Here is an 18,546-nt window from a genome sequence, read left to right on the forward strand (position 1 = left end):
CACCGATCGTCGGTGTTGCGGTTTTCGATGTCGTTGATGCATGAATAGTGCGTGTTATGCACACCGTGCGGTGGATAGATTGTGGAAAACCTCAGTAAAATTGTGGATAACTTTTTAGACGTCGTCTAATCGTTGCAATCATGCCGATGTTAGGGATTCGGCAAACGATTGCTTGGTCGGCAAGAAAAGGCATCAACGACGAGTTTTCCACATTTTTGTCCACAGATATCCACATTCGTCCACAACGATCGATTTGACTTGCGTTGTCGGTGTGTGATGACCACAATGGGAATCCGATTCGGATACAATCGAAGAATATTTGAACGAAGAAAGGTGAACCATGGCGAATGTTTCACGTGAAACAACACAGGCCGATGGTCAGGAGCAGGGGGAGCACATCGAATCCACGACCGATGTGCTGAGCCGCATCTTCAACGATGGATCCTCCTCCTCAATGGGCTCCCAGCTGGTGGATCTCGCCCGTAGGCGCCAGCAGCTCAGCGAAGCGCAGTATCCCAAGCCCTCCGAAACCCGTGTAATCGCCGTCGCCAACCAGAAGGGTGGCGTGGGCAAGACCACGACCGTGGTGAATCTGGCCGCGGCGCTCGCCGACTCCGGTTCCCGCGTGCTGGTCGTCGATATGGATCCGCAGGGCAATGCCTCCACCGCGTTCGGTGCGGAACATTCCTCCGGCAGCCCGTCGGTGTATGACGTGCTCGAAGGCCGTCTGGACATCAACGACGTGAAACAACCGTGCGAGGACTTCCCGACACTGGAGATCGTGCCGTCCACCATCGATTTGTCCGGCGCCGAACTGGAGATCGCGAATCTGGAGAACCGCACGTTCCTGCTGCGTGACAGCATCGTCGAATATCTGAAGAACACCGGCGATCACTACGACTACGTCTTCATCGACTGCGCGCCGAGCCTCGGCCTGCTCGTGCTCAATGCACTGTGCGCGGCGCACGAGGTGCTGATCCCGATCCAGGCGGAATACTACGCCCTGGAGGGTCTGGGACAGCTGCTCAAGACCATCGGTCTGGTGCAGGGCACGGTCAACAGGAATCTGATCATCTCCACCATGCTCATCACCATGTTCGACCGTCGTACGATCCTGAGTCAGGATGTGTACGATGAGGTGAAGGAGCATTACCCCGACATCGTGCTCGACACCACGATTCCGCGTGCGGTGAAGATCGCGGAGGCGCCGAGCTTCAACAAGTCGGTTATTGCATACGACGCGAACGGTGCGGGTGCGGTGGCGTACCGTGAGGCGGCTCTGGAGATCGCCAAGCGTTCCGAAAGGGTTCTGAAGACTATCGCAGCACGAAGGAATGGTGACTGACATGGCAACGCGTTCACGTCGCTTGGGCAAGGGACTGGGAGCGTTGTTCCCGACCATCCCCGACGAGTCCGAACTGCAGGGGGTGCCGAAGCCCGAACCGGCTCCGGTCGCTCCCACCCCGGTGGAGAAGAAGGCAGCCGCGCCGGCGAAGAAGTCGGAAGTCGCGGCAAAGCCCTCCGCCTCCAAGCCGAAGCCGTCGGCCGGTGCGTCCAAGGCCGAGGAATCCAGTGAGAGTGCCGCTCCTGCCCGCCCGGCGAAGCGTACGGGCAAGACCCGTCGTCCGAGCATGCCGTCGCTGGTGGATTCGGTGAACCCGAGCGATCATCCCAGCGATATGTTCTTCGGCGAGACCCCGGCCGCTCCGGCCGCGCAGGCCGCCGAGAAGAACGAGGAGCCGTCCGCTGCCGCGGAGTCGACTGCCGTTTCCGAGGCTCCTGCCGCCCCCGCTCCCGCCGAGGTGCCCGCATCTGCGGTGAAGCTTTCCGTGTCCGCGCCGGCATCGTCCTCTGATGCGGCCGACGGCGACATCAAGCCGGTCGAAGGCGGCTACCTCGCCGAGCTGCAGATCAAGGACATCATGCCCAACGAGCATCAGCCCAGGCTCATCTTCGATGAGGACGAGCTGATGGAGCTGTCGCGCTCGATCCAGGAGGTCGGCGTGCTGCAGCCCATCGTCGTGCGTAGGCGTGCGGCGAAGGCCATCACCGCGGAGAAGCCCGCCGCCTACGAGCTCATCATGGGTGAGCGCCGTATGCGCGCCAGCAAGCTCACCGGGCTCACCGAGATCCCTGCGATCGTCAAGACCACGTCCGACGACGACATGCTGCGTGACGCCCTGCTGGAGAACCTGCACCGCGTGGCGTTGAACCCGCTCGAGGAGGCGGCCGCCTACCAGCAGATGCTGGACGAGTTCGGCCTCACTCAGGAGCAGCTGTCGAAGTCGGTGTCGAAGTCCCGTCCGCAGATCGCCAACACGCTGCGTCTGCTGCAGCTGCCCGCCTCGGTGCAGAAGAAGCTGTCGGCAGGCGTGCTGTCGGCCGGTCACGCGCGTGCGCTGCTGAGCCTGCCCACGTCCGAGCAGATGGAGGCGCTGGCCGATCGCATCATCGCCGAGGGCCTGTCCGTGCGTTCGGTGGAGGAGATCGTGGCCACCGAGGCTGCCAAGGATCCGGGCAAGAAGAAGCGTAAGCCGCGCAAGAACGTGTGGTCCGACTCCGATATGGTGCACTCGCTGGAGAACCAGTTCGACACCAAGGTGGCGATCCGCGGCACCAAGAAGAAGGGTCGCATCGAGATTACGTTCGCGTCCGAGGAGGACTTCGACCGCATCGTGCAGCTGCTGTCCATCGCCCGTCGTGACGACGCCGGCGCCGCTGGCAACGACGGTTGGGTGTGAGTTCGTCAGAAACACAGTCCCCAACGTTTCACATGAAACATAACGGCTCTCTAGTTTCACATAGAGAGCCGTTTTTCGTTGGTGTGACCACACCAAGTGTGAAACTCGGTCATCTTTATGGTTTCACGTGGAACCATAAAGACCGATGTTCCACACGGTCAGACAGAGTCGGGCAGAGCCGCCGATCGACTGCGACGACTGCAACGACTACAGCAGCGCGATCAGTTCGTCGACGTGTTCGGGGGTGGTGGCCCAGCTGGTGCAGATGCGCATCACCGAGTGCTCGTCGTCGTACTTCTCCATGAAACCGAGCCGCACATGCGCGCTCAGTCGGTCGATGGTCGGCTGGTCAAGCACGATGAAGATCTGGTTCGTGGGCGCCTCGAAGGCGAATCGATACCCCTTCTCACGCAGCGCCGTACGAATGCGGTCGGCCGCCTCGTTGGCGTTGCGGGCGATGCGCGTGTACAGGTCGTCGGTGAACAGCGTGTCGAACTGCAGGCCGAGCAGCCAGCCCTTGGCCAGCAATGCGCCGTGCTGCTTGACGAGCGTAAGGAAATGCCTGGGCGCGTTGCCGTGCGGGAACACCACGGCCTCGCCGAACAGCGCACCCACCTTGGTGCCGCCGATGTAGAACACGTCGGCGATGCGTGCCAGATCCTTCAGCGTGACGTCGTTGCCGGTCGCGGTGAGCGCGTAGCCGAGTCGTGCGCCGTCCACAAACAGCGGGATGCCGTATTCATGGCAGACGTCGGCGATGGTCTCCAGCTCGGCCTTGGTGTAGATCGTGCCGTACTCGGTGCACTGTGAAACGTAGACGCTGCCGGGGAACACCATATGCTCATAGTTGCCGTCGGCGTAGAACGTGGCGATGTAGTCACGCAGTTCAGTTGCGTCGATCTTGCCGTTGTGCTGGGGGAGCGTGAGCACCTTGTGCCCGGTGGCCTCGATCGCGCCGGCCTCATGCACGTTCACATGGCCCGATTCGGCGGCCACCACACCGGCGTACGGCGGGGTGATCGTGTCGATCACGGTCATGTTGGTCTGCGTGCCGCCCACAAGGAACCAGATCTCGGCGTCCGGGCACCCACACGCCTCGCGGATGCGCGCCTTGGCGGACTCGCAGTAATGATCCATGCCGTAGCCGGTGATCTGCTCCATGTTCGTTTCGGCGAGCCGGCGCAGAATCTCCGGATGCGCGCCCTCGCTGTAGTCGTTCTCAAAAGACAGCATGATGGTCTTCTCTTCCCCCTGTTGATGAATGTGACTCTTATCTGAATCAGTGCGTGGAACAGCAGATATCGAATGTTTCATGCGAAACATCGAGTGAGCACTGTTCCACGCGGGGATCCCGGTGAGAGCCTCACGGCAGACGCTGCCGCGCCTACTCCTGCTCCACCAGATACATCTGCGCGTCAAGCGCGGCGCGGCAGCCCATACCGGCCGCGGAAATGGCCTGACGATACACGGAATCGGCGTTGTCGCCGGCCGCGAACACGCCCGGCACCGACGTGCGCGTGGAACCGCCGTCCACGATCACCGTGCCGTCGGCCGCCAATTCGAGCGCACCGTCGAGGAACGCGGTCTGCGGCGTGTGGCCGATCGCCACGAACACGCCGTTCGCGTCAATGTCGCGCGTCTCGCCGGTCGTCACATTACGCAGCGTCACGCTCGTCGCGCCGTTCGCATCATCGCCGTGAATCTCATCGACCACGGCGTTCATCACGAACTCGATCTTCGGATTCTGCTGCGCGCGTTCGATCATGATGCGCGACGCACGGAACTCGTCACGACGATGCACCAGCGTGACCGACGAACCGAAACGGGACAGGAAGTCGGCCTCCTCCATGGCGGAATCGCCGCCGCCGACCACCACGATCGGCTTGTCGCGGAAGAAGAAGCCGTCACACGTGGCGCAGTACGAGACGCCACGGCCGGAGAACTCCTTCTCGCCGGGCACACCCAGCTTGCGCGGCTCCGAACCGGTGGCCACGATCACCGTGCGGGACTGGTATTCGTTGCCGCCGTCGGTGCGCACGGTCCTGACGGCACCGGGCGTCGCATCGGAGAAGTCCACCGACGTCACGTCGTCATACTCGATCATGGCGCCGAACTTCTCCGCCTGCTCGCGCATGCGGTCCATAAGATCCGGGCCGAGCACGCCCTCGGGGAAACCGGGGAAGTTCTCCACCTCGGTGGTGTTGATCAGCTGCCCGCCGGGGTTGAGCACGCCGGCGATGACCAGCGGCTGATATCCGGCGCGGGCGAGATAGATGGCGGCCGTGTACCCCGCAGGGCCCGACCCGATGATGATTGCGTCGCGAATGTCACTCATACGCCCCACCCTACCGTGCGGGTGCCGATTCCATGTATCACCGTTAGCGGAATTCGTGATCACGGGTTATTCGTGTGTGACTCGTTGCGGGTTCGTCTGTACGCGTGACAAACCTGCAGCGGGGGAGTCGCCAGACTGCGGGTCTGTCGCGCGACTGCAATAAACCCGCAGCGTAGGGTACGCGAGTATGTGATTACGTGGCGCCGGACGATTCGGGCTGCTGTACGGTCGTACAATATCCAGCAGAGAATATCCGACAGAGCAAGAAGGCGTCGTCGTGCCGTACGAATGCATCGTCGACGGATGCCGCATGAACGGGTGATGCACGCCGGCAGCGAGCGTCGCGCACCGACGGCGGTATGCACGACGCAACACGAAAGGCCGCATATGGAATCGCATATCAAGCCCATTCGGGAGATCCATCCGCGCGTTCGGCAGATCGAGGACGTGTCCGCCACGCTGTTCGGCGAATCCGGCTACTACGGCACCTCGCTGCGTGACATCGCCGAACGTGTGGGCATCTCCAAGGCCGGGCTGCTGCACTACGTGACCAGCAAGGACAACCTGCTGTGCATGGTGCTCAACGACTGCTACGACCAGCCCACCCGGGTCAACATGGCCGTGCGCGAGCTGCTGCAATACGACGGCCCGGTGCCGGCCGACAAACGACTGCGCATCCCCTCGTACTTCCGCGAGCTCGCCACCGTGAACGAGCAGCGGCCGCAGCTCGTGCGACTGTTCACCACCATGAACGCCGAGGCGCTCAACCCCGATCATCCCGCGTACGAGTATTTCCGTGAGCGCGACGCCGCACTGACCGAGGTGGCGTACGCCGACATCTGGTATGCGCCGGACGGCGTGGCGACGCCGGAGGTGATGATGACCGCGTACCGGGCGATGGACGGCATCCAGATCAGCTGGCTGCGCAATCCGGAGCACACGCTGCTCGAACGGTGGGATGCGGTGGAGCGCTCGCTGTTCCCCGCGTCGATCTGGGAAGGGTATATGTAACGCGGACGTGGGGCTAACACGCTGCGGGGTGCCGTACGGTTGCGGTTACGTTCGGTTGCGACGATGCGACGGAACGTAACCGAAGACGGCACTACGAGTACGTTCCGTTACGTGTGATTGACAGAACGTACTCGGCGAGGGAGCTGCGGTTACGTTCCGTTACGGTTTATCTGCAGATCGTAACCGTAGCCGGGTTTGCGATTACGTTGTGTTTCGCATGACTGACGGATCGTACTCGAAGGACGTGGTTTGATTACGGTTCGTGACGAATCGCTGATGGATCGTAATCAAACCGGGGTGACTACGGCTTGCTGCCGAATGACGGCTGGCTGTAATCAGGATGATTTGCGATCCGTACTCATCGGACGCATGCGTGCGTCGGATACGCCTGCAACGAGTGGCTGCGGGGGCTGTCTGACGCATGTGTGCGTCGAATAAGCACGGAAGAACTTAGTACGGTGCTTGTTGGACGCATGCATGCGTCAGATACGTACGGGAAGGGTCGATACGGTGCTCATTGGACGCGTGCGTGCGTCGAATAAGCACGGAGGCACGGCATACGAGGTTCATCGGACGCACGCGTGCGGCGAATAAGCATTGGAAGTGTCAAAAGTGGGTTCACGGGGGCGGAACGGAGTCGGATATGAACGAACCCGCCCGGGTATGTGGCCTCGGACGGGTTCTGTAGATGCGCTGTATGGGGTTGGCTCACCCCTCCCCTCAGCTGAAGCACATCGACGTTGCCTTGTCGCGCGCCTGACGGGTTCTCTCTCCGAGGGGAGCGCGTAGGACTCAGTAGACCTTGACGCCGTTAAAGTAGAGGCCGCCTTCGGGGGTGGTGTCTACCGGCACCCAGATGACGATGTCCTGCGTGTTCACGGTCTTGTTGAGCTTCACCTCGGTGGTGCCGCTCGCGTCGAACGAGAACTCGCCCACGAGCTCGCCGCCCGTCGGATCGCTGCTCGTGGCGCCCGCGTACACCTGCGCCTTGCCACCCGACTGCCTGATCGACACGACCAGACGGGACACGTCCTGCGGCTGCGTGAGGCGAATGTGCCATCCACGGCCGTTGTACTGGCTCGTACGGTTCACGAACGTCTGCGACGACGTGGCGTACTCCGTGGTGTTCTGCGGTGCCTCGGTCTGCTTCGGATCGGGCACCTTCTTCGCGTTCTTGTCGGCGGTGATCACGGTGGGCGTGGCTTCGGCCGACTTCTTCTCCGTGGACGCGGGGGACGAGGCCGACTCGGACGGGGAGGCGCTTTCGGAACCGGAAGCGCTCGCCGAATCGCTCGAACCGGCGGAAGCGGACGGCGAGGCCGACTGCGTGGCGCCGGGGAACGCCACATCGGACGAATTGAACGACGGCCACGCACTGGACTTCTGGCTCTCGCCCTTGGGGGAGAACAGGCCCAGAGCGGCGGCGGATCCCAGGAAGATCGCCAACAGCGCCACCACGGTGCCCACCACGATCGCGATGCGCTTGCGTCCCAGCTTGCGCTTGGTCTCCGGAGTGGCGTTGGTCTCGGCCGGCTCGGGGGTTTCCATGTACGACGGCGGATTCACCGGCACCTGCGGCTCGAAGCTCGCGGGCAGCGGCTCGATCACCATCGTGGTCTCCGGATCCTCCTCGGCACCGGCAGCAGCGCCGTTCTCGGAACGCTGCGCGGCGCTCTCGGCCGGAGTGAAGCTCGGCGGCGCCACCTGCCCGGTCACGCCACCCGGCAGCGGCACGTTCTCGGGATCACCCTCCCACGTGTCCTCGTCGCCGAAGTCGTGCGCACCGCGTGCGGCGCGAATCGACGCCACATCGAGACCCATCGTCGGGCGTCCGCTAAAGTCCTTGCCGCCCTGCGGCATCACGCCCAGCGGCACGCCGTCGTCCTCGAAGTCGCTCGGATCGACGTTGTCCACCTCGCTCTTGGAGAACAGCTGGTTCGGGCGCCACGTCAGCTCACTCGGCTGCTGCGCGATCTGCGGCTCGCTCACCGCAAGGAACGACTGCGGAATCGGCACGATGCTCGTCTCGTTGGCCGGGCGGAACTCGGCCAGCTTCACCGACGGGCTGGAGGGATGCGACGGAATGACGATGTCGTCACGGGTCAGCTCGGTCATCGGCTTCCACATGCCGAGCAGCGCCTCGAACTCGTCGAGTGTGCTGATCGGGATCGGCGCATCATGATCGCGGTCGTGAATGCCAAGGCCACGCGCGCACAGGATCGCATACTCGTCGGGGGTACCCGCCGGCAGCCTGTCGAGCGCGTTCTCGTCGGCCGGATCGAACACACGACCGGTCAGCGCCTGATACAGCACGGCGGCGATCTGACGGATCACCACGGATTCGGAATCGGGGTTCTCGCCGGCGTGACGCAGCAGCGGCGGCACGAGCGCGGCGGAGATCGGCGCATCGGCCAGCGTTACGCTCTGCGACGTCATGCGGATCGTGGCGGCGGAGATGGCACGATGGTTCAGCCCGGACTGGCGCAGCGACTTGGCGGCCTCCACGGTCTCGCCCATGATCGTGCGGATGGCCTCCGCGCTCAGCGCATGCGTCGAATCGTCGGCGTTGTGCGCAAGATAGCGTTCGAGCGAAATGCCGTGATCCAGATCGGTGACGATGATGCACGCGCCCTCGTCGGAACGAATCTGCTGAATGGGGGTGAAGTGCTTGTTGCGGCTCAGCGTGAGCGCGCTCGCCACATCGTTGGCCATGCCGGCGATGGTGGAGTCGGTGATCAGGAAGAGCTGGCAGTCCTTGGCCATCACGCTGTCGTTCGCCCGCCAGACCGAGATGCCGGGCTCCTCACGCAGGATCTGCACCAGCGTATAGCGGTCGATGAGGGTATCTCCAAGTCCTGGCTTCATAGTGGTGTTGCTCTTCCCTGCGAATAAATCAAGCTGTTGATGGGCCTTAGTCATTCTATAAGTGGGACTGCCCGATGGGATGCGGTCCGCGACCGTCTGCGGTGAAGGTTTCGATGACGTCGAAAGGGTGGACGGGGGTGTCGCGGGCGGCGTTACGGCAGGCGCGGCAGTCGGTGTTGCGGACGATGCCCCGAGTTTTGTGGTTTCGTCGCGTCCGGTAGACGCCTGATCCGCGTTGCTATCGTTGGCATTGCCGGATTTGACCTGATCGTCGGGCGACGGGGCCACAAAACTCGCATCCTCGTCTCCGGAGTCCGGCTCGGTGGCTGTGTTCGCCGCGTTCGCGCCGGTGCTCGCGCCGCCGCGACGCAGGAATCGTGCCCTGACCGCGTTGACCAGCGACGTGAACTCGTCCACGCGCAGCACCATCAGCAGCAGCGCGTACACCACGCCCGTCACGATCGTGCCCACAATGCAGATGATCAGCGAATCGATCCATCCCATATGACCGTCGAACGGGCCGACGTCGACGTGCAGCAGACGCATGACCGGCTTGCACGCCAGCCAGCAGGCCACGCCCGCCACCACGCCCGCCACGATCGCCTTGGCATGCATGACGATGATGCGACGACCGTCGAGATTGCCGCCCATGCGCTTGCGCAGACGCAGGAAGATGAACGGAATCGTAAGAATGTACGCGAGACTCAGCGCAAGACCCACCAGCGTGGCCCACTGCTGCGGCGGCGCGATCATGATCGCCGGCAGCAGCAGCGCCATCTGCACCGCGTTCTCCAGCAGGGCGAACAGGAACGGACTCTTGCCGTCCTCGTACGCGTAGAACGTACGCTGGATCAGCAGGAACGCGCTGATCGGCACCAGACCGATCGACAGCGTCACCAACGGTCCGGCGATCAGCAGCGCGTCATGCACGTTCACGGACGGCAGCAGCGCTCGCGTGATCGGCACGGGCATGGCGATGAGCGCGGCGGAGAAGAACACCATCGACAGACCGACCGTGCGCAGCGACGAGCTCAGATCCTCGCGCGCGGTGGCCACGTCGTGATCGCTGATCGCACGCGACAGCTTGGGGAACACGGCCGTGGTGATCGACACCGCGATCAGTGAATACGGCAGGATGTACAGCGAGTACGCGTACTGGTACGAGCCGTTGCCGGCGATGTTGTACAGGTCATGGCCGGCGTGCGGGGCGCCCGTGTTGATCTGCGACGTGACCATGCCCACGATCAGGTTGAGCACGGTCATGGCGAGGCTCCACGCGGCCACCTTGCCCATCGAGCGCAGACCGATGCCGTGCAGGCCCCACTTGGGCCGGTAGTGCAGTCCCAGACGCATGAGCGGCAGGAACAGGATCACCGCCTGGAAGGCCACGCCCAGCGTCCACGTTCCCGCGGTGAGCAGGATCTTGTCCTCGGTCCAGAAGTCCATCGGCGCGCGGTCGGCCTTGCCGAACAGCATGATGAACGCGGTGAAGCCGGCGCAGCTGATCACGTTCGCGCCCACCGAGCTCCACGCGTACATGCCGAACCGTCCCTTGGCGGCGAGGATCTGGCCGAGCACCAGATACAGGCCGTAGAAGAAGATCTGCGGCATGCACCACAGCGTGAACGCGTTGACGAGGGCGCGTTGTTCCGGCGCCCAGTTCGGGTTCACGTACAGGCGGGTGACCAGCGGCGTGCCCAGCATCATCACGGCGGTGACGGCGATGAGCAGCGCGATCGACACGGTGATGAGCTTGTTGAGACGTTCGTTCGCGTCCTCGTGCTTGAGCGTGCGCACGATCTGCGGCACGAGCACGGCGTTGAAGATGCCGCCCGAGATCAGCGTGAAGATGACCTGCGGGATCATGGAACCGGTCTGGTAGGCGTTCGCGGCGATGCCGGTGGTGCCGATTGCGGCGGCCAGCAGGATCGAGCGAATCTGGCCGGTAACGCGCGAGGCCGCCGTGCCGGCGGCCATGATCAACGAGTTGCGTCCTACGGAATTCGATTGTTCGGAGCTCTGGGAACTCATTCGTCGGGGTCCTTTACACGATGGAACTGTCGCCACAGGCCGAGCAGGCCCAGCAGCACGGCGAGCGCGAGGATCGCGTAGCCGCTCCAGTCATTGATCTGCAGAACGCTGGTGATTTTCGCCTCGGCGGTGTCGCTGATGGGCTGGCCGTTGGCGTCCTGCAGTTGGATGGTCACGGTGGCCGTGCCGGAGCTCAGCACGCGGATGGTGAGCGTGGACTGCACTTCGGAGTTGGCGGGAATGGTGAGCTCCTCGCCGGAGGAGGAGACGATCTGTTCGGAGTCGGTGCCCGCCATGAGTCGGACGCGTACGGCGTACGGGTGACTGTTGGCGATGGTGACGGGCATGCTCGCGCTCTGGCTGACGATGTTGATCGAGTCGGGCTTGGCCACGCTGACGCCGGAGAACAGTCCGTTGGCGATGCGTCCTGCGGCCTTGACGAGACGCTGGTCGTTGGTCTTGGAGCTGCTGAATGCCTTGAGTGCCAGGTCGGCGTAGGCGGAGCGCAGGGAGGTGACCCAGCGGGCTGCGGAGTCGCTGAGCTTGGCGGTGCCGTCGGTGCCGTTGCCGGAGTCGCCGGTGCTGTCCTTGGCGAGCACGTTGTCGGCGAAGCGCGTGATCTCGGCGTAGGCGTCGCGCAGCGTGGAGACCTGGCCGCTCAGTCGTTCGGCGGTGGCGGCGGTCGCGTTGGCGTTGTCGGAGTCGGACGGGTTTGAGTCGGCGTCGGTGTTGGCGGCTTCGGCCATCGAGGGCACTTCCGACGCGCGCTCGGCCGCGTCGTCGCCGCTGATCGACGGCTGGGCCTGCATCAGATCGTCGAGGCTGGCGAGCTTGAGCCAGGAGCAGGATTCCAGCTGCGTCATGAGCGATTCCACCGTGGTGGCGCTGGCGTTCGTGCCGAACGAGACGAGTAGCGTGCGGTCCTCGTAGGGGCGCTCCATCTGGTAGAACGCGCTCTGCGCCACGAATCGGGCCATGCGGCCGGCCGTGGTGCCTTCGGCCTGCGCCTTGGCGTCGGTTGAGGTGGCGGAGTCCTGTGCGAGTGCGCTGAGGTCGCGCTGTGTGGTGAGCACGGTCATGTCGCCGGCGTTGGTGGGCACGACCATCTTCGACGTGTGTACGGCGGTGGGGGAGTCGGTGTCGTAGTCGGTTTCGGCCACGACGGCGGAGTATCCCTGCGATTTGGCGGCGGTGAGCGCCGTGGTCGTCCAGGATGCGGTGGACTGCCAGGCCACGGTGGCGGGCGTGGTCTTCTCGTCGCCGGTGACGCTGTGGTAGAGGTCGGTGGCGGTGGACGCCTTCCACAGGTCGTCGGTCAGTCCGGCGTCCTTCCACGGCAGGGAGTCGGCGGTCTGCGACTGGAATGCGAGGTCGAATCCGCGCGGCTGCATGAGTGCGGCGATCTGCGGGGTGCCGGAGAACGTGGTGAGATACGACGAATCGGCCACGGTCTGCACGGCGGTGTGGCGGCGCAGTGCAGAGGCGAGCGCCGATTGGTTGCGCCGCTGCTTGGCGGTGAGCGAGGTGACGGTGGCGGACTTCGCCGCGGCGTCGGCGGAGTCGTTGCCGTTGCCGGATGCGTCGGAACCGTTGCCGTCGGACGTGGCGCTGGCGCTCTGATCGTGGGTGAGCAGGTTCTGCACGTCGTTGGTGCTGACCTGCCAGTCGGAGCCCGCCAGCGGCAGCGCCATGGTCAGACCCAGCTGCGGTGTGGAGTCGACGTTGAGTCCGTCCTGCGTGCGCGTGACGAACGAGTGGATGTTGGCTGTTACGTTGTCGCCGTCGGAGTTCTGCGACGCGTATGTGATGTTGAGCGGCTTGGCGCCCCATGAGGTGAACTGGTCGAGCACGCTGTCGGAGCCGTTCGAGTCCGACGACGATGAGTCGGATGATGGCTTGGCGTGCGCGGTGAGCGTGACGGTGCGGCTGCCGCCCGCCTCGATGGAGTCCACGGTGGCGGTGGCGAGCGTGGTGTTCAGTCGGCGCAGCCGGGCGTCGGACGTGGATCCGTCGGCCCATGACTGCATCAGCGAACTGGAGTTGAACGAGTATTTCGGATTGGTCAGCACCTTCACTTCGCCGGACGCGAGCATGCTGTTGGTGCCGTTCGTGATCGTCACGACGGCGGTGTAGTCGTCGGTGCCGTTGATCGTGGCGCTGGTGCCCGATTCAAGGCTGACCGATACCTTGCCCGTCGCATCGTCGGCGGCGTATGTCGGCGTGACTCCGGCGAACACCATCGCCAGCGCGATCATCATGGCAAGGCAGACATCAACGAACACACGTAGGCGTCGTAACGCCCTGCCGGGCATAGTGCCTCCGCTGCGGCCGGTATGGCCTCCGGTATTCACAAGCAAAACGGCCCTTACTTCTAGTGACTTCCAGCGTTACTTCTTAGCGTTGCTCTTATGCTTTCGCGCGTACAGCCACGCAATCCTACGTTCGTTAGGATAGCTCAGGACGTCACTTAAGTCATCAAAACGTACCCAGATGGCGTCTTCCGCCTCGTGATCGGGATCGCCCTCCACGGTGAGCTCGCCGCTGACGCGACGCAGCGCGTAATGATGGACGAGCTTGTGCACGCGCTGGGCGGTGCCGGTGAACCAGTAGTCGATCGTGGCGATGGAGGTGATCACCTCGCCGAGGATGCCGGTCTCCTCGTGCACCTCGCGCACGGCGGTCTGCTCGGGGGTCTCCCCCTTTTCGATGTGCCCCTTCGGCAGGCACCATTCCAAATGGCCGGAACGGGAATGACGGGCGATGATCGCCACGCGGTCCTTGTCGTCGAAGATCAGTCCGCCTGCGGAATACTCGCGCACCACGGGCAGCTCGCGGGCGTCGAGCGACGCGAACGTGGTGGGCTGGGTCTGCTTCTTCGCCATGATCGCGGGCGTCGGACGCATCGGAATCGGACTGTCGGACACCTCACGCACGTCGATCTGCGCCTCGACGTATTCAACTTGTCCCTCAGGCAGTCGCAATGTGATACTTTGTCCATATTTCGGGGTCTGAGAGCTGTACAGAGGACGCGGTTCGCACTCGTCGAAGGCGTCGTCGAACAGGTCGGAAACCCCGTCATTTTGGGTATGATTGCCCGAAGAACTGGCGGCACGGGCCATCATGCGCGCAACATCCCCGGGAGTAGTCATACCTTCTACAATACGCAAAACAATGTGCAGGTGGGGTAACGGTAAGCTTGATTGCGCACAGCGAAAGGAGCACGGAGTGGGATTCGAGGTTTGGCCTGAGGCCATTGAACTGGGTGAGCTGTTCAAGGAACAGGGCTATGAACTGGCGCTTGTGGGCGGGCCCGTACGCGATCTGCTGCTGCACCGTCCCTCGCACGATCTTGACTTCTGCACCTCCGCGCGTCCCGAGGAATTCGAGCCCATCCTGCGCAAGTGGGGCAACGGGTTCTGGGACATGGGACGCAAGTTCGGCACGCTCGGCGCGATGAAGAAGCGCGCCGACGGCAGCGAGATCGGCGTGGAAGTGACCACCTACCGTTCCGACAAGTACGATCCCGAATCACGCAAGCCGGAGGTCAACTACGGCGACAGTCTCGAAGGCGATCTGTCGCGCCGCGACTTCACCGTCAACGCGATGGCGCTGCGCGTGCCCGAATGCGAGTTCGTCGACCCGTTCGGCGGCGCCAACGACATCAACAAGAAGATTCTGCGCACGCCGGTCGATCCGCGACAGTCGTTCGACGACGATCCGCTGCGCATGATGCGCGCCGTGCGATTCGTGGCGCAGCTCGGCTTCCGCATCGAACCGGAGACCGCCGAGGCGATCACCGCCATGGTGGACCGCATCGAGATCGTGTCGGCCGAACGCGTGCGCGACGAACTGACCAAGCTGCTCATGAGCGACGATCCGCACGCCGGCATCGAGGCGCTCGTGGAATCCGGTCTGGCCGACATCGTGCTGCCGGAGATCCCCGCGCTGCAGCTCGAACTCGACGAGCATCATCGCCACAAGGACGTGTTCCAGCACACGCTCATGGTGGTGGATCGCGCGATCGCACTCGAAACCGGCCCGGACGGCCCCGTGCCCGCGCCCGATCTGACGCTGCGCCTGGCCGCGCTTATGCATGACGTGGGCAAGCCGCGCACCCGCCGATTCGAGGCCGGCGGCAAGGTGAGCTTCCACCATCACGATCTGGTGGGTGCCAAGATGACGCGCAAGCGGCTCAAGGCGCTGCGCTTCGACCATCACATCGTGGAGGACGTGGCCGATCTGGTGGCGCTGCACCTGCGCTTCCACGGCTACATCGACGAGCCGTGGACCGACGCCGCCGTGCGCCGCTACGTACGCGACGCCGGGCATCTGTACCACCGTCTCAACCGTCTTACCCGCGCCGACGCCACCACGCAGAACAAGCGCAAGGCGCGCATGTTCTCCGAGGCCATGGACGACATGGAGGCGCGCGTGATCGAGCTGAAGAAGAAAGAGGACATCGACGCGATCCGCCCCGATCTGGACGGCGACGAGATCATGGAGATCCTCGGACTCACGCCCGGCCGCGAGGTCGGCCGCGCGCGCAAGCACATGCTTGACTACCGACTCGACAACGGCCCCGTGGAGCATGACGTGGCCGTCGCCGAGCTCAAGCGCTGGTATGAGGAGGAGGGCGCCGAGGCCTAGTTCACGGCCTCGTGGTCCACGGCCTTGGGCAGGTCGCCCATCTGGTCGGCGGCCTTGCAGCCCTCGATCGCGGTCAGATCGGCATCGGTCTTGGTCGCGATCTTGTCCTCATCCACAAGGTCGGAGAACGTGGAGCCGATCACCACGTCGATGAGCTTGTCCTCGCGGTCGTCCATGCGCAGGATCGCGTCATTGAAATGACCGGCGAGTGTGTACGCCTCGTTGATGGTGTTCTTGCCGAAGCGAATCTCCGTGCGCTTGATCGTGGCGGTGCCGGGATAGTTGGACACGCCCTTGGACACGAAGCCGCGGTTGGTCAGCGACTCGCTCACCGCGTCGGCCAGACCGGCCTTGTCGGTGCCGTTGAGCACACGCACGTTGATGGTGCTCGGGTTCAGGGCCTTGGCGGTGGCGCCGTCTGCCGCGGTGGGGCACGGGGCGGTCACACCGTAGTTGGGCTGCGCGGCGTTGGTGGTCGTGGCGGTCTTGCCGAGCACGCCGAAATAGAAGAGGAACGAGACGACCAGGGCGATCGCCAGAGCGCCGATGGCGACGGTGAACACGATCTTCTGGCGGTCGCGTACGAATTGCTGACGTGCCTTGCGTTCGTCGAAGGCTTCCGGAGTCGTCATGACGGTCCTAGCTCCTTGTCTGTCTGTGATTGCATTACACATTAACCCGACTGCCTGACGGTCCTTTGGCGTTTGCCCGGATGTTTACATTTTTATGGGCCGATTGCCGGTCAGGGTGGCATGATGCCCCCTACCTGCGCCATAGTCGATTCAGACGTGCGCTATTCCGTTGCAAACGTGCGATTCTGGGAGTGCGCAGTGACCCTCCAGTAAGTACGCTGAAAATTATGAATGTTTTGCGAATCGACGTATATGAGGAAGACCGTACGGATGCCGGGCATCTCGCCGATGCGTTCCGGCATGCGGCGCTTGGTCGGTCCGTGACTCTTTCGATTACCGTGCATACACGTGCGGGAGAACTCATGGAGTCGATCGAGGAACATGGTTCCGATCTGGTGATACTGAGCATTCGCAAGAACAGCAAGCAGCTGGATGGCTTGACCGTGGCGCAGCAGCTGCGGCGGTGGGACGTGAAACTGCCGCTCGCCTTCGTTTCCGACTGCAGCGACTATGCGATTCACGGATACAGCGTGCAGGCGCTGAATTTTCTGGTCAAACCAGTCAAGGTTGCCGATGCGGCGCAGCTGCTGGGCATGGTGCTTGACTCCGGGCGCCATCATTCGGCCGCGATCACGGTGGTTTCGGAACGCGTGACGCTACGTGTGCCCGTGGCCAGCATCCTCTACGCAGAGTCGAAACGCAATCGGATCGTCATTCATACCTCCAATCAGGATATTCCGACATATATGCCGCTCTCTCGGCTTGAAGCCTCAGGGGGGGGGATTGCTTCGATGTCATCGGAGCTACTTGGTTAATCCGATGCATGTCGCCGAAATCGTTGACTGCGTATTCCTGCTTGACGACGGCAGTACCGTGCCGATCCGCATCAATGGCAAATCCGAAGTCGTGGCTGAATATCAGCGGTATATGAAACAGACCGTGAAATATCGATAAACCGTGTGCGGCCGGCATCGCCTGATCGGGCGCACACATGCACGTGCATACACACGCGTACACGTACATATAGATGCGCGCAACGTTGGAATAGGAAGGTGCATGCGGCGGCGTGTTCGGCTGGATGGAGCATAGACAGTTCCGGACAATGAAACCGTACCCGTACATGAGAGAGAAAGGTTCGGTATCGTCATGGTCAAGCGTCGCTATAACAAGTTCGTCGCGTTTTGCTTCTTCTATAGCATGGTCGCGGCGGTTATGAGCATCGTATACATCTTCATCGGTGAGGAATCAAACCGAGCGGTCGTCGGTCTGCTGGGTTGCATCGGCTGCCTCGCCATAACGGTCCTTTGCTTCCTGTGGGTGAAAGTCCGTACGCCTGCGGATGAGCTCGGGCGTACGCTCTTCCGCTGCTGGATGCAGGGATTGCTCGTTACGGTGAAGATCTGCCTGTATGTGAGCATCATCGGAATCTTCCTGGGAGCTAGGGGCATCGGCACCGACAAGTACAGCGGTGAGGTCATCTACGACGAAAGCACCGGACAGGCGCGAGATGCAAAGACTGGTCGTGTCGTACACGGTGACATCGTGGACCAGTACACCGGCAACACCCGCCACGTGTGAGTCGTTCCTACGCCGCGTAGCCGTTCTTATATGACAAACCGTTGCGGGGAGAAGAGTAGGGAGAAGATATGGCGCGATATGTATTCGTAAAGGAAGAAGAAGATGACGTCCTTGGCCTGGTGTTGGTTTGCGGGGGCGTGCTGGCACTGATCCTGGCCGCGGTGGTGTTCCTGTTCCAGAAACTGCTGTTGGGCTTGGTGGTGCTCGTCTGGATCGCCGTGCTGCTGCTTCCGGTCAATCTGCTGGCCAATCTGTTCATGAGACTTCTGGAGCCCAATGCGGGCATGAGCGGCGCCGGTAACTATCTGATATGGCTTATGTATCTGCTGATCGTGTCTCCGGCGCTGCTGATCATCATTCCGATTCTGGCGTGGGCGTTCACCTCGTTGTGGTGGGATTCGTGGGGACCGTTCTTTACCACGTTCACGGATCTGCCGGTGCGATTCCTAGGGTTGTTCAACGACGACTGGGCGGAATGGTTCCGCGGATGCAACCAGTGGGTGTATCGGCAGAGCATCTATAGCTTCGAAGACGCCCTTAATAGTTTGTAGGTTGGCGTGAGGCTGTAGCGAGTCTGTAGTGGTTTGTACGTAGCGTTTTTTGAGCGCTTCCTCACACGACCGCACCTCGATTTAGGTCGGAGAAAGTCCGATGTAAATCAAGGTGCGGTTTTGTTATGTGGGCTGGGTAAGGGTAGGCAAAAAAA

At 62.7% G+C, this 18,546-nt stretch carries 14 protein-coding genes; 8 read left to right on the forward strand and 6 right to left on the reverse strand.

Annotated features, from left to right (window positions below; translation table 11 throughout):
• Positions 1–340 precede the first annotated feature (340 nt).
• Both Tam10B_RS08315 and Tam10B_RS08320 read left to right on the forward strand, forming a co-directional pair.
• On the forward strand, positions 341–1,345 hold the full coding sequence (locus Tam10B_RS08315) for a ParA family protein (protein ID WP_093960788.1): 1,005 nt from the start codon (positions 341–343) through the stop codon (positions 1,343–1,345).
• Position 1,346: 1 nt separating this feature from the next.
• Positions 1,347–2,741, forward strand: coding sequence for a ParB/RepB/Spo0J family partition protein (locus Tam10B_RS08320; RefSeq protein ID WP_093960789.1), 1,395 nt, complete (start codon positions 1,347–1,349; stop codon positions 2,739–2,741).
• Between the two features lie 207 nt (positions 2,742–2,948).
• Here the strand turns inward: Tam10B_RS08320 and Tam10B_RS08325 are convergent, their stop codons facing one another.
• Together Tam10B_RS08325 and trxB are read right to left on the reverse strand one after the other, a co-directional pair.
• On the reverse strand, positions 2,949–3,974 hold the full coding sequence (locus Tam10B_RS08325) for a threonine aldolase family protein (RefSeq protein WP_093960790.1): 1,026 nt from the start codon (positions 3,972–3,974) through the stop codon (positions 2,949–2,951).
• 151 nt (positions 3,975–4,125) lie between these two features.
• Complete coding sequence (gene trxB, locus Tam10B_RS08330) at positions 4,126–5,076, reverse strand: thioredoxin-disulfide reductase (protein WP_093960791.1); 951 nt, start codon at positions 5,074–5,076, stop codon at positions 4,126–4,128.
• A gap of 387 nt (positions 5,077–5,463) precedes the next feature.
• Between trxB and Tam10B_RS08335 the strand changes: the two genes are divergently transcribed.
• The gene (locus Tam10B_RS08335; protein WP_158214173.1) at positions 5,464–6,087 is read left to right on the forward strand and encodes a TetR/AcrR family transcriptional regulator; all 624 of its coding nucleotides are present in this window, start codon (positions 5,464–5,466) and stop codon (positions 6,085–6,087) included.
• Positions 6,088–6,879: 792 nt separating this feature from the next.
• Here the strand turns inward: Tam10B_RS08335 and Tam10B_RS08340 are convergent.
• From Tam10B_RS08340 to Tam10B_RS08350, 3 genes are all read right to left on the reverse strand, one after another.
• Positions 6,880–10,983: a murein biosynthesis integral membrane protein MurJ gene (locus tag Tam10B_RS08340; protein WP_093960793.1), complete on the reverse strand. Its 4,104-nt coding sequence runs from the start codon at positions 10,981–10,983 to the stop codon at positions 6,880–6,882.
• A complete protein-coding gene (locus Tam10B_RS08345) occupies positions 10,980–13,295 on the reverse strand; it encodes a DUF6049 family protein (protein ID WP_143248605.1) in 2,316 nt (771 codons plus the stop codon). Before Tam10B_RS08345 ends, Tam10B_RS08340 begins: the two co-directional genes overlap by 4 nt.
• Before the next feature lie 75 nt (positions 13,296–13,370).
• A complete protein-coding gene (locus Tam10B_RS08350) occupies positions 13,371–14,132 on the reverse strand; it encodes an NUDIX hydrolase (protein ID WP_269843588.1) in 762 nt (253 codons plus the stop codon).
• A 76-nt stretch (positions 14,133–14,208) separates the two neighbouring features.
• Here Tam10B_RS08350 and Tam10B_RS08355 point away from each other — a divergent pair, with 76 nt between their 5' ends.
• The gene (locus tag Tam10B_RS08355) at positions 14,209–15,630 is read left to right on the forward strand and encodes a CCA tRNA nucleotidyltransferase (protein ID WP_093960795.1); all 1,422 of its coding nucleotides are present in this window, start codon (positions 14,209–14,211) and stop codon (positions 15,628–15,630) included.
• On the opposite strand, the gene Tam10B_RS08360 is transcribed toward Tam10B_RS08355, so the two are convergent.
• Positions 15,627–16,262, reverse strand: coding sequence for a LytR C-terminal domain-containing protein (locus Tam10B_RS08360; RefSeq protein WP_093960796.1), 636 nt, complete (start codon positions 16,260–16,262; stop codon positions 15,627–15,629). The genes Tam10B_RS08355 and Tam10B_RS08360 overlap by 4 nt on opposite strands.
• A 227-nt stretch (positions 16,263–16,489) precedes the next feature.
• On the opposite strand from Tam10B_RS08360, the gene Tam10B_RS13260 reads away from it, so the two are divergent.
• The 4 genes from Tam10B_RS13260 to Tam10B_RS08375 all read left to right on the forward strand — a co-directional run bounded on the left by Tam10B_RS13260 (position 16,490) and on the right by Tam10B_RS08375 (position 18,391).
• Entirely contained in the window at positions 16,490–17,077 is a 588-nt protein-coding gene (locus Tam10B_RS13260; RefSeq protein ID WP_332881265.1) for a LytR/AlgR family response regulator transcription factor, read from the forward strand.
• A gap of 4 nt (positions 17,078–17,081) precedes the next feature.
• Complete coding sequence (locus Tam10B_RS13840; protein WP_408606650.1) at positions 17,082–17,216, forward strand: hypothetical protein; 135 nt, start codon at positions 17,082–17,084, stop codon at positions 17,214–17,216.
• 192 nt (positions 17,217–17,408) lie between these two features.
• Positions 17,409–17,840 (forward strand): hypothetical protein, encoded by a 432-nt coding sequence (locus Tam10B_RS08370; protein ID WP_093960798.1) that lies wholly within the window; start codon positions 17,409–17,411, stop codon positions 17,838–17,840.
• A 137-nt stretch (positions 17,841–17,977) separates the two neighbouring features.
• The gene (locus tag Tam10B_RS08375; RefSeq protein ID WP_233133664.1) at positions 17,978–18,391 is read left to right on the forward strand and encodes a hypothetical protein; all 414 of its coding nucleotides are present in this window, start codon (positions 17,978–17,980) and stop codon (positions 18,389–18,391) included.
• Positions 18,392–18,546: the final 155 nt, after the last annotated feature.

It is taken from the genome of Bifidobacterium vansinderenii, from assembly GCF_002234915.1.
GTDB classification, from domain to species: domain Bacteria; phylum Actinomycetota; class Actinomycetes; order Actinomycetales; family Bifidobacteriaceae; genus Galliscardovia; species Galliscardovia vansinderenii.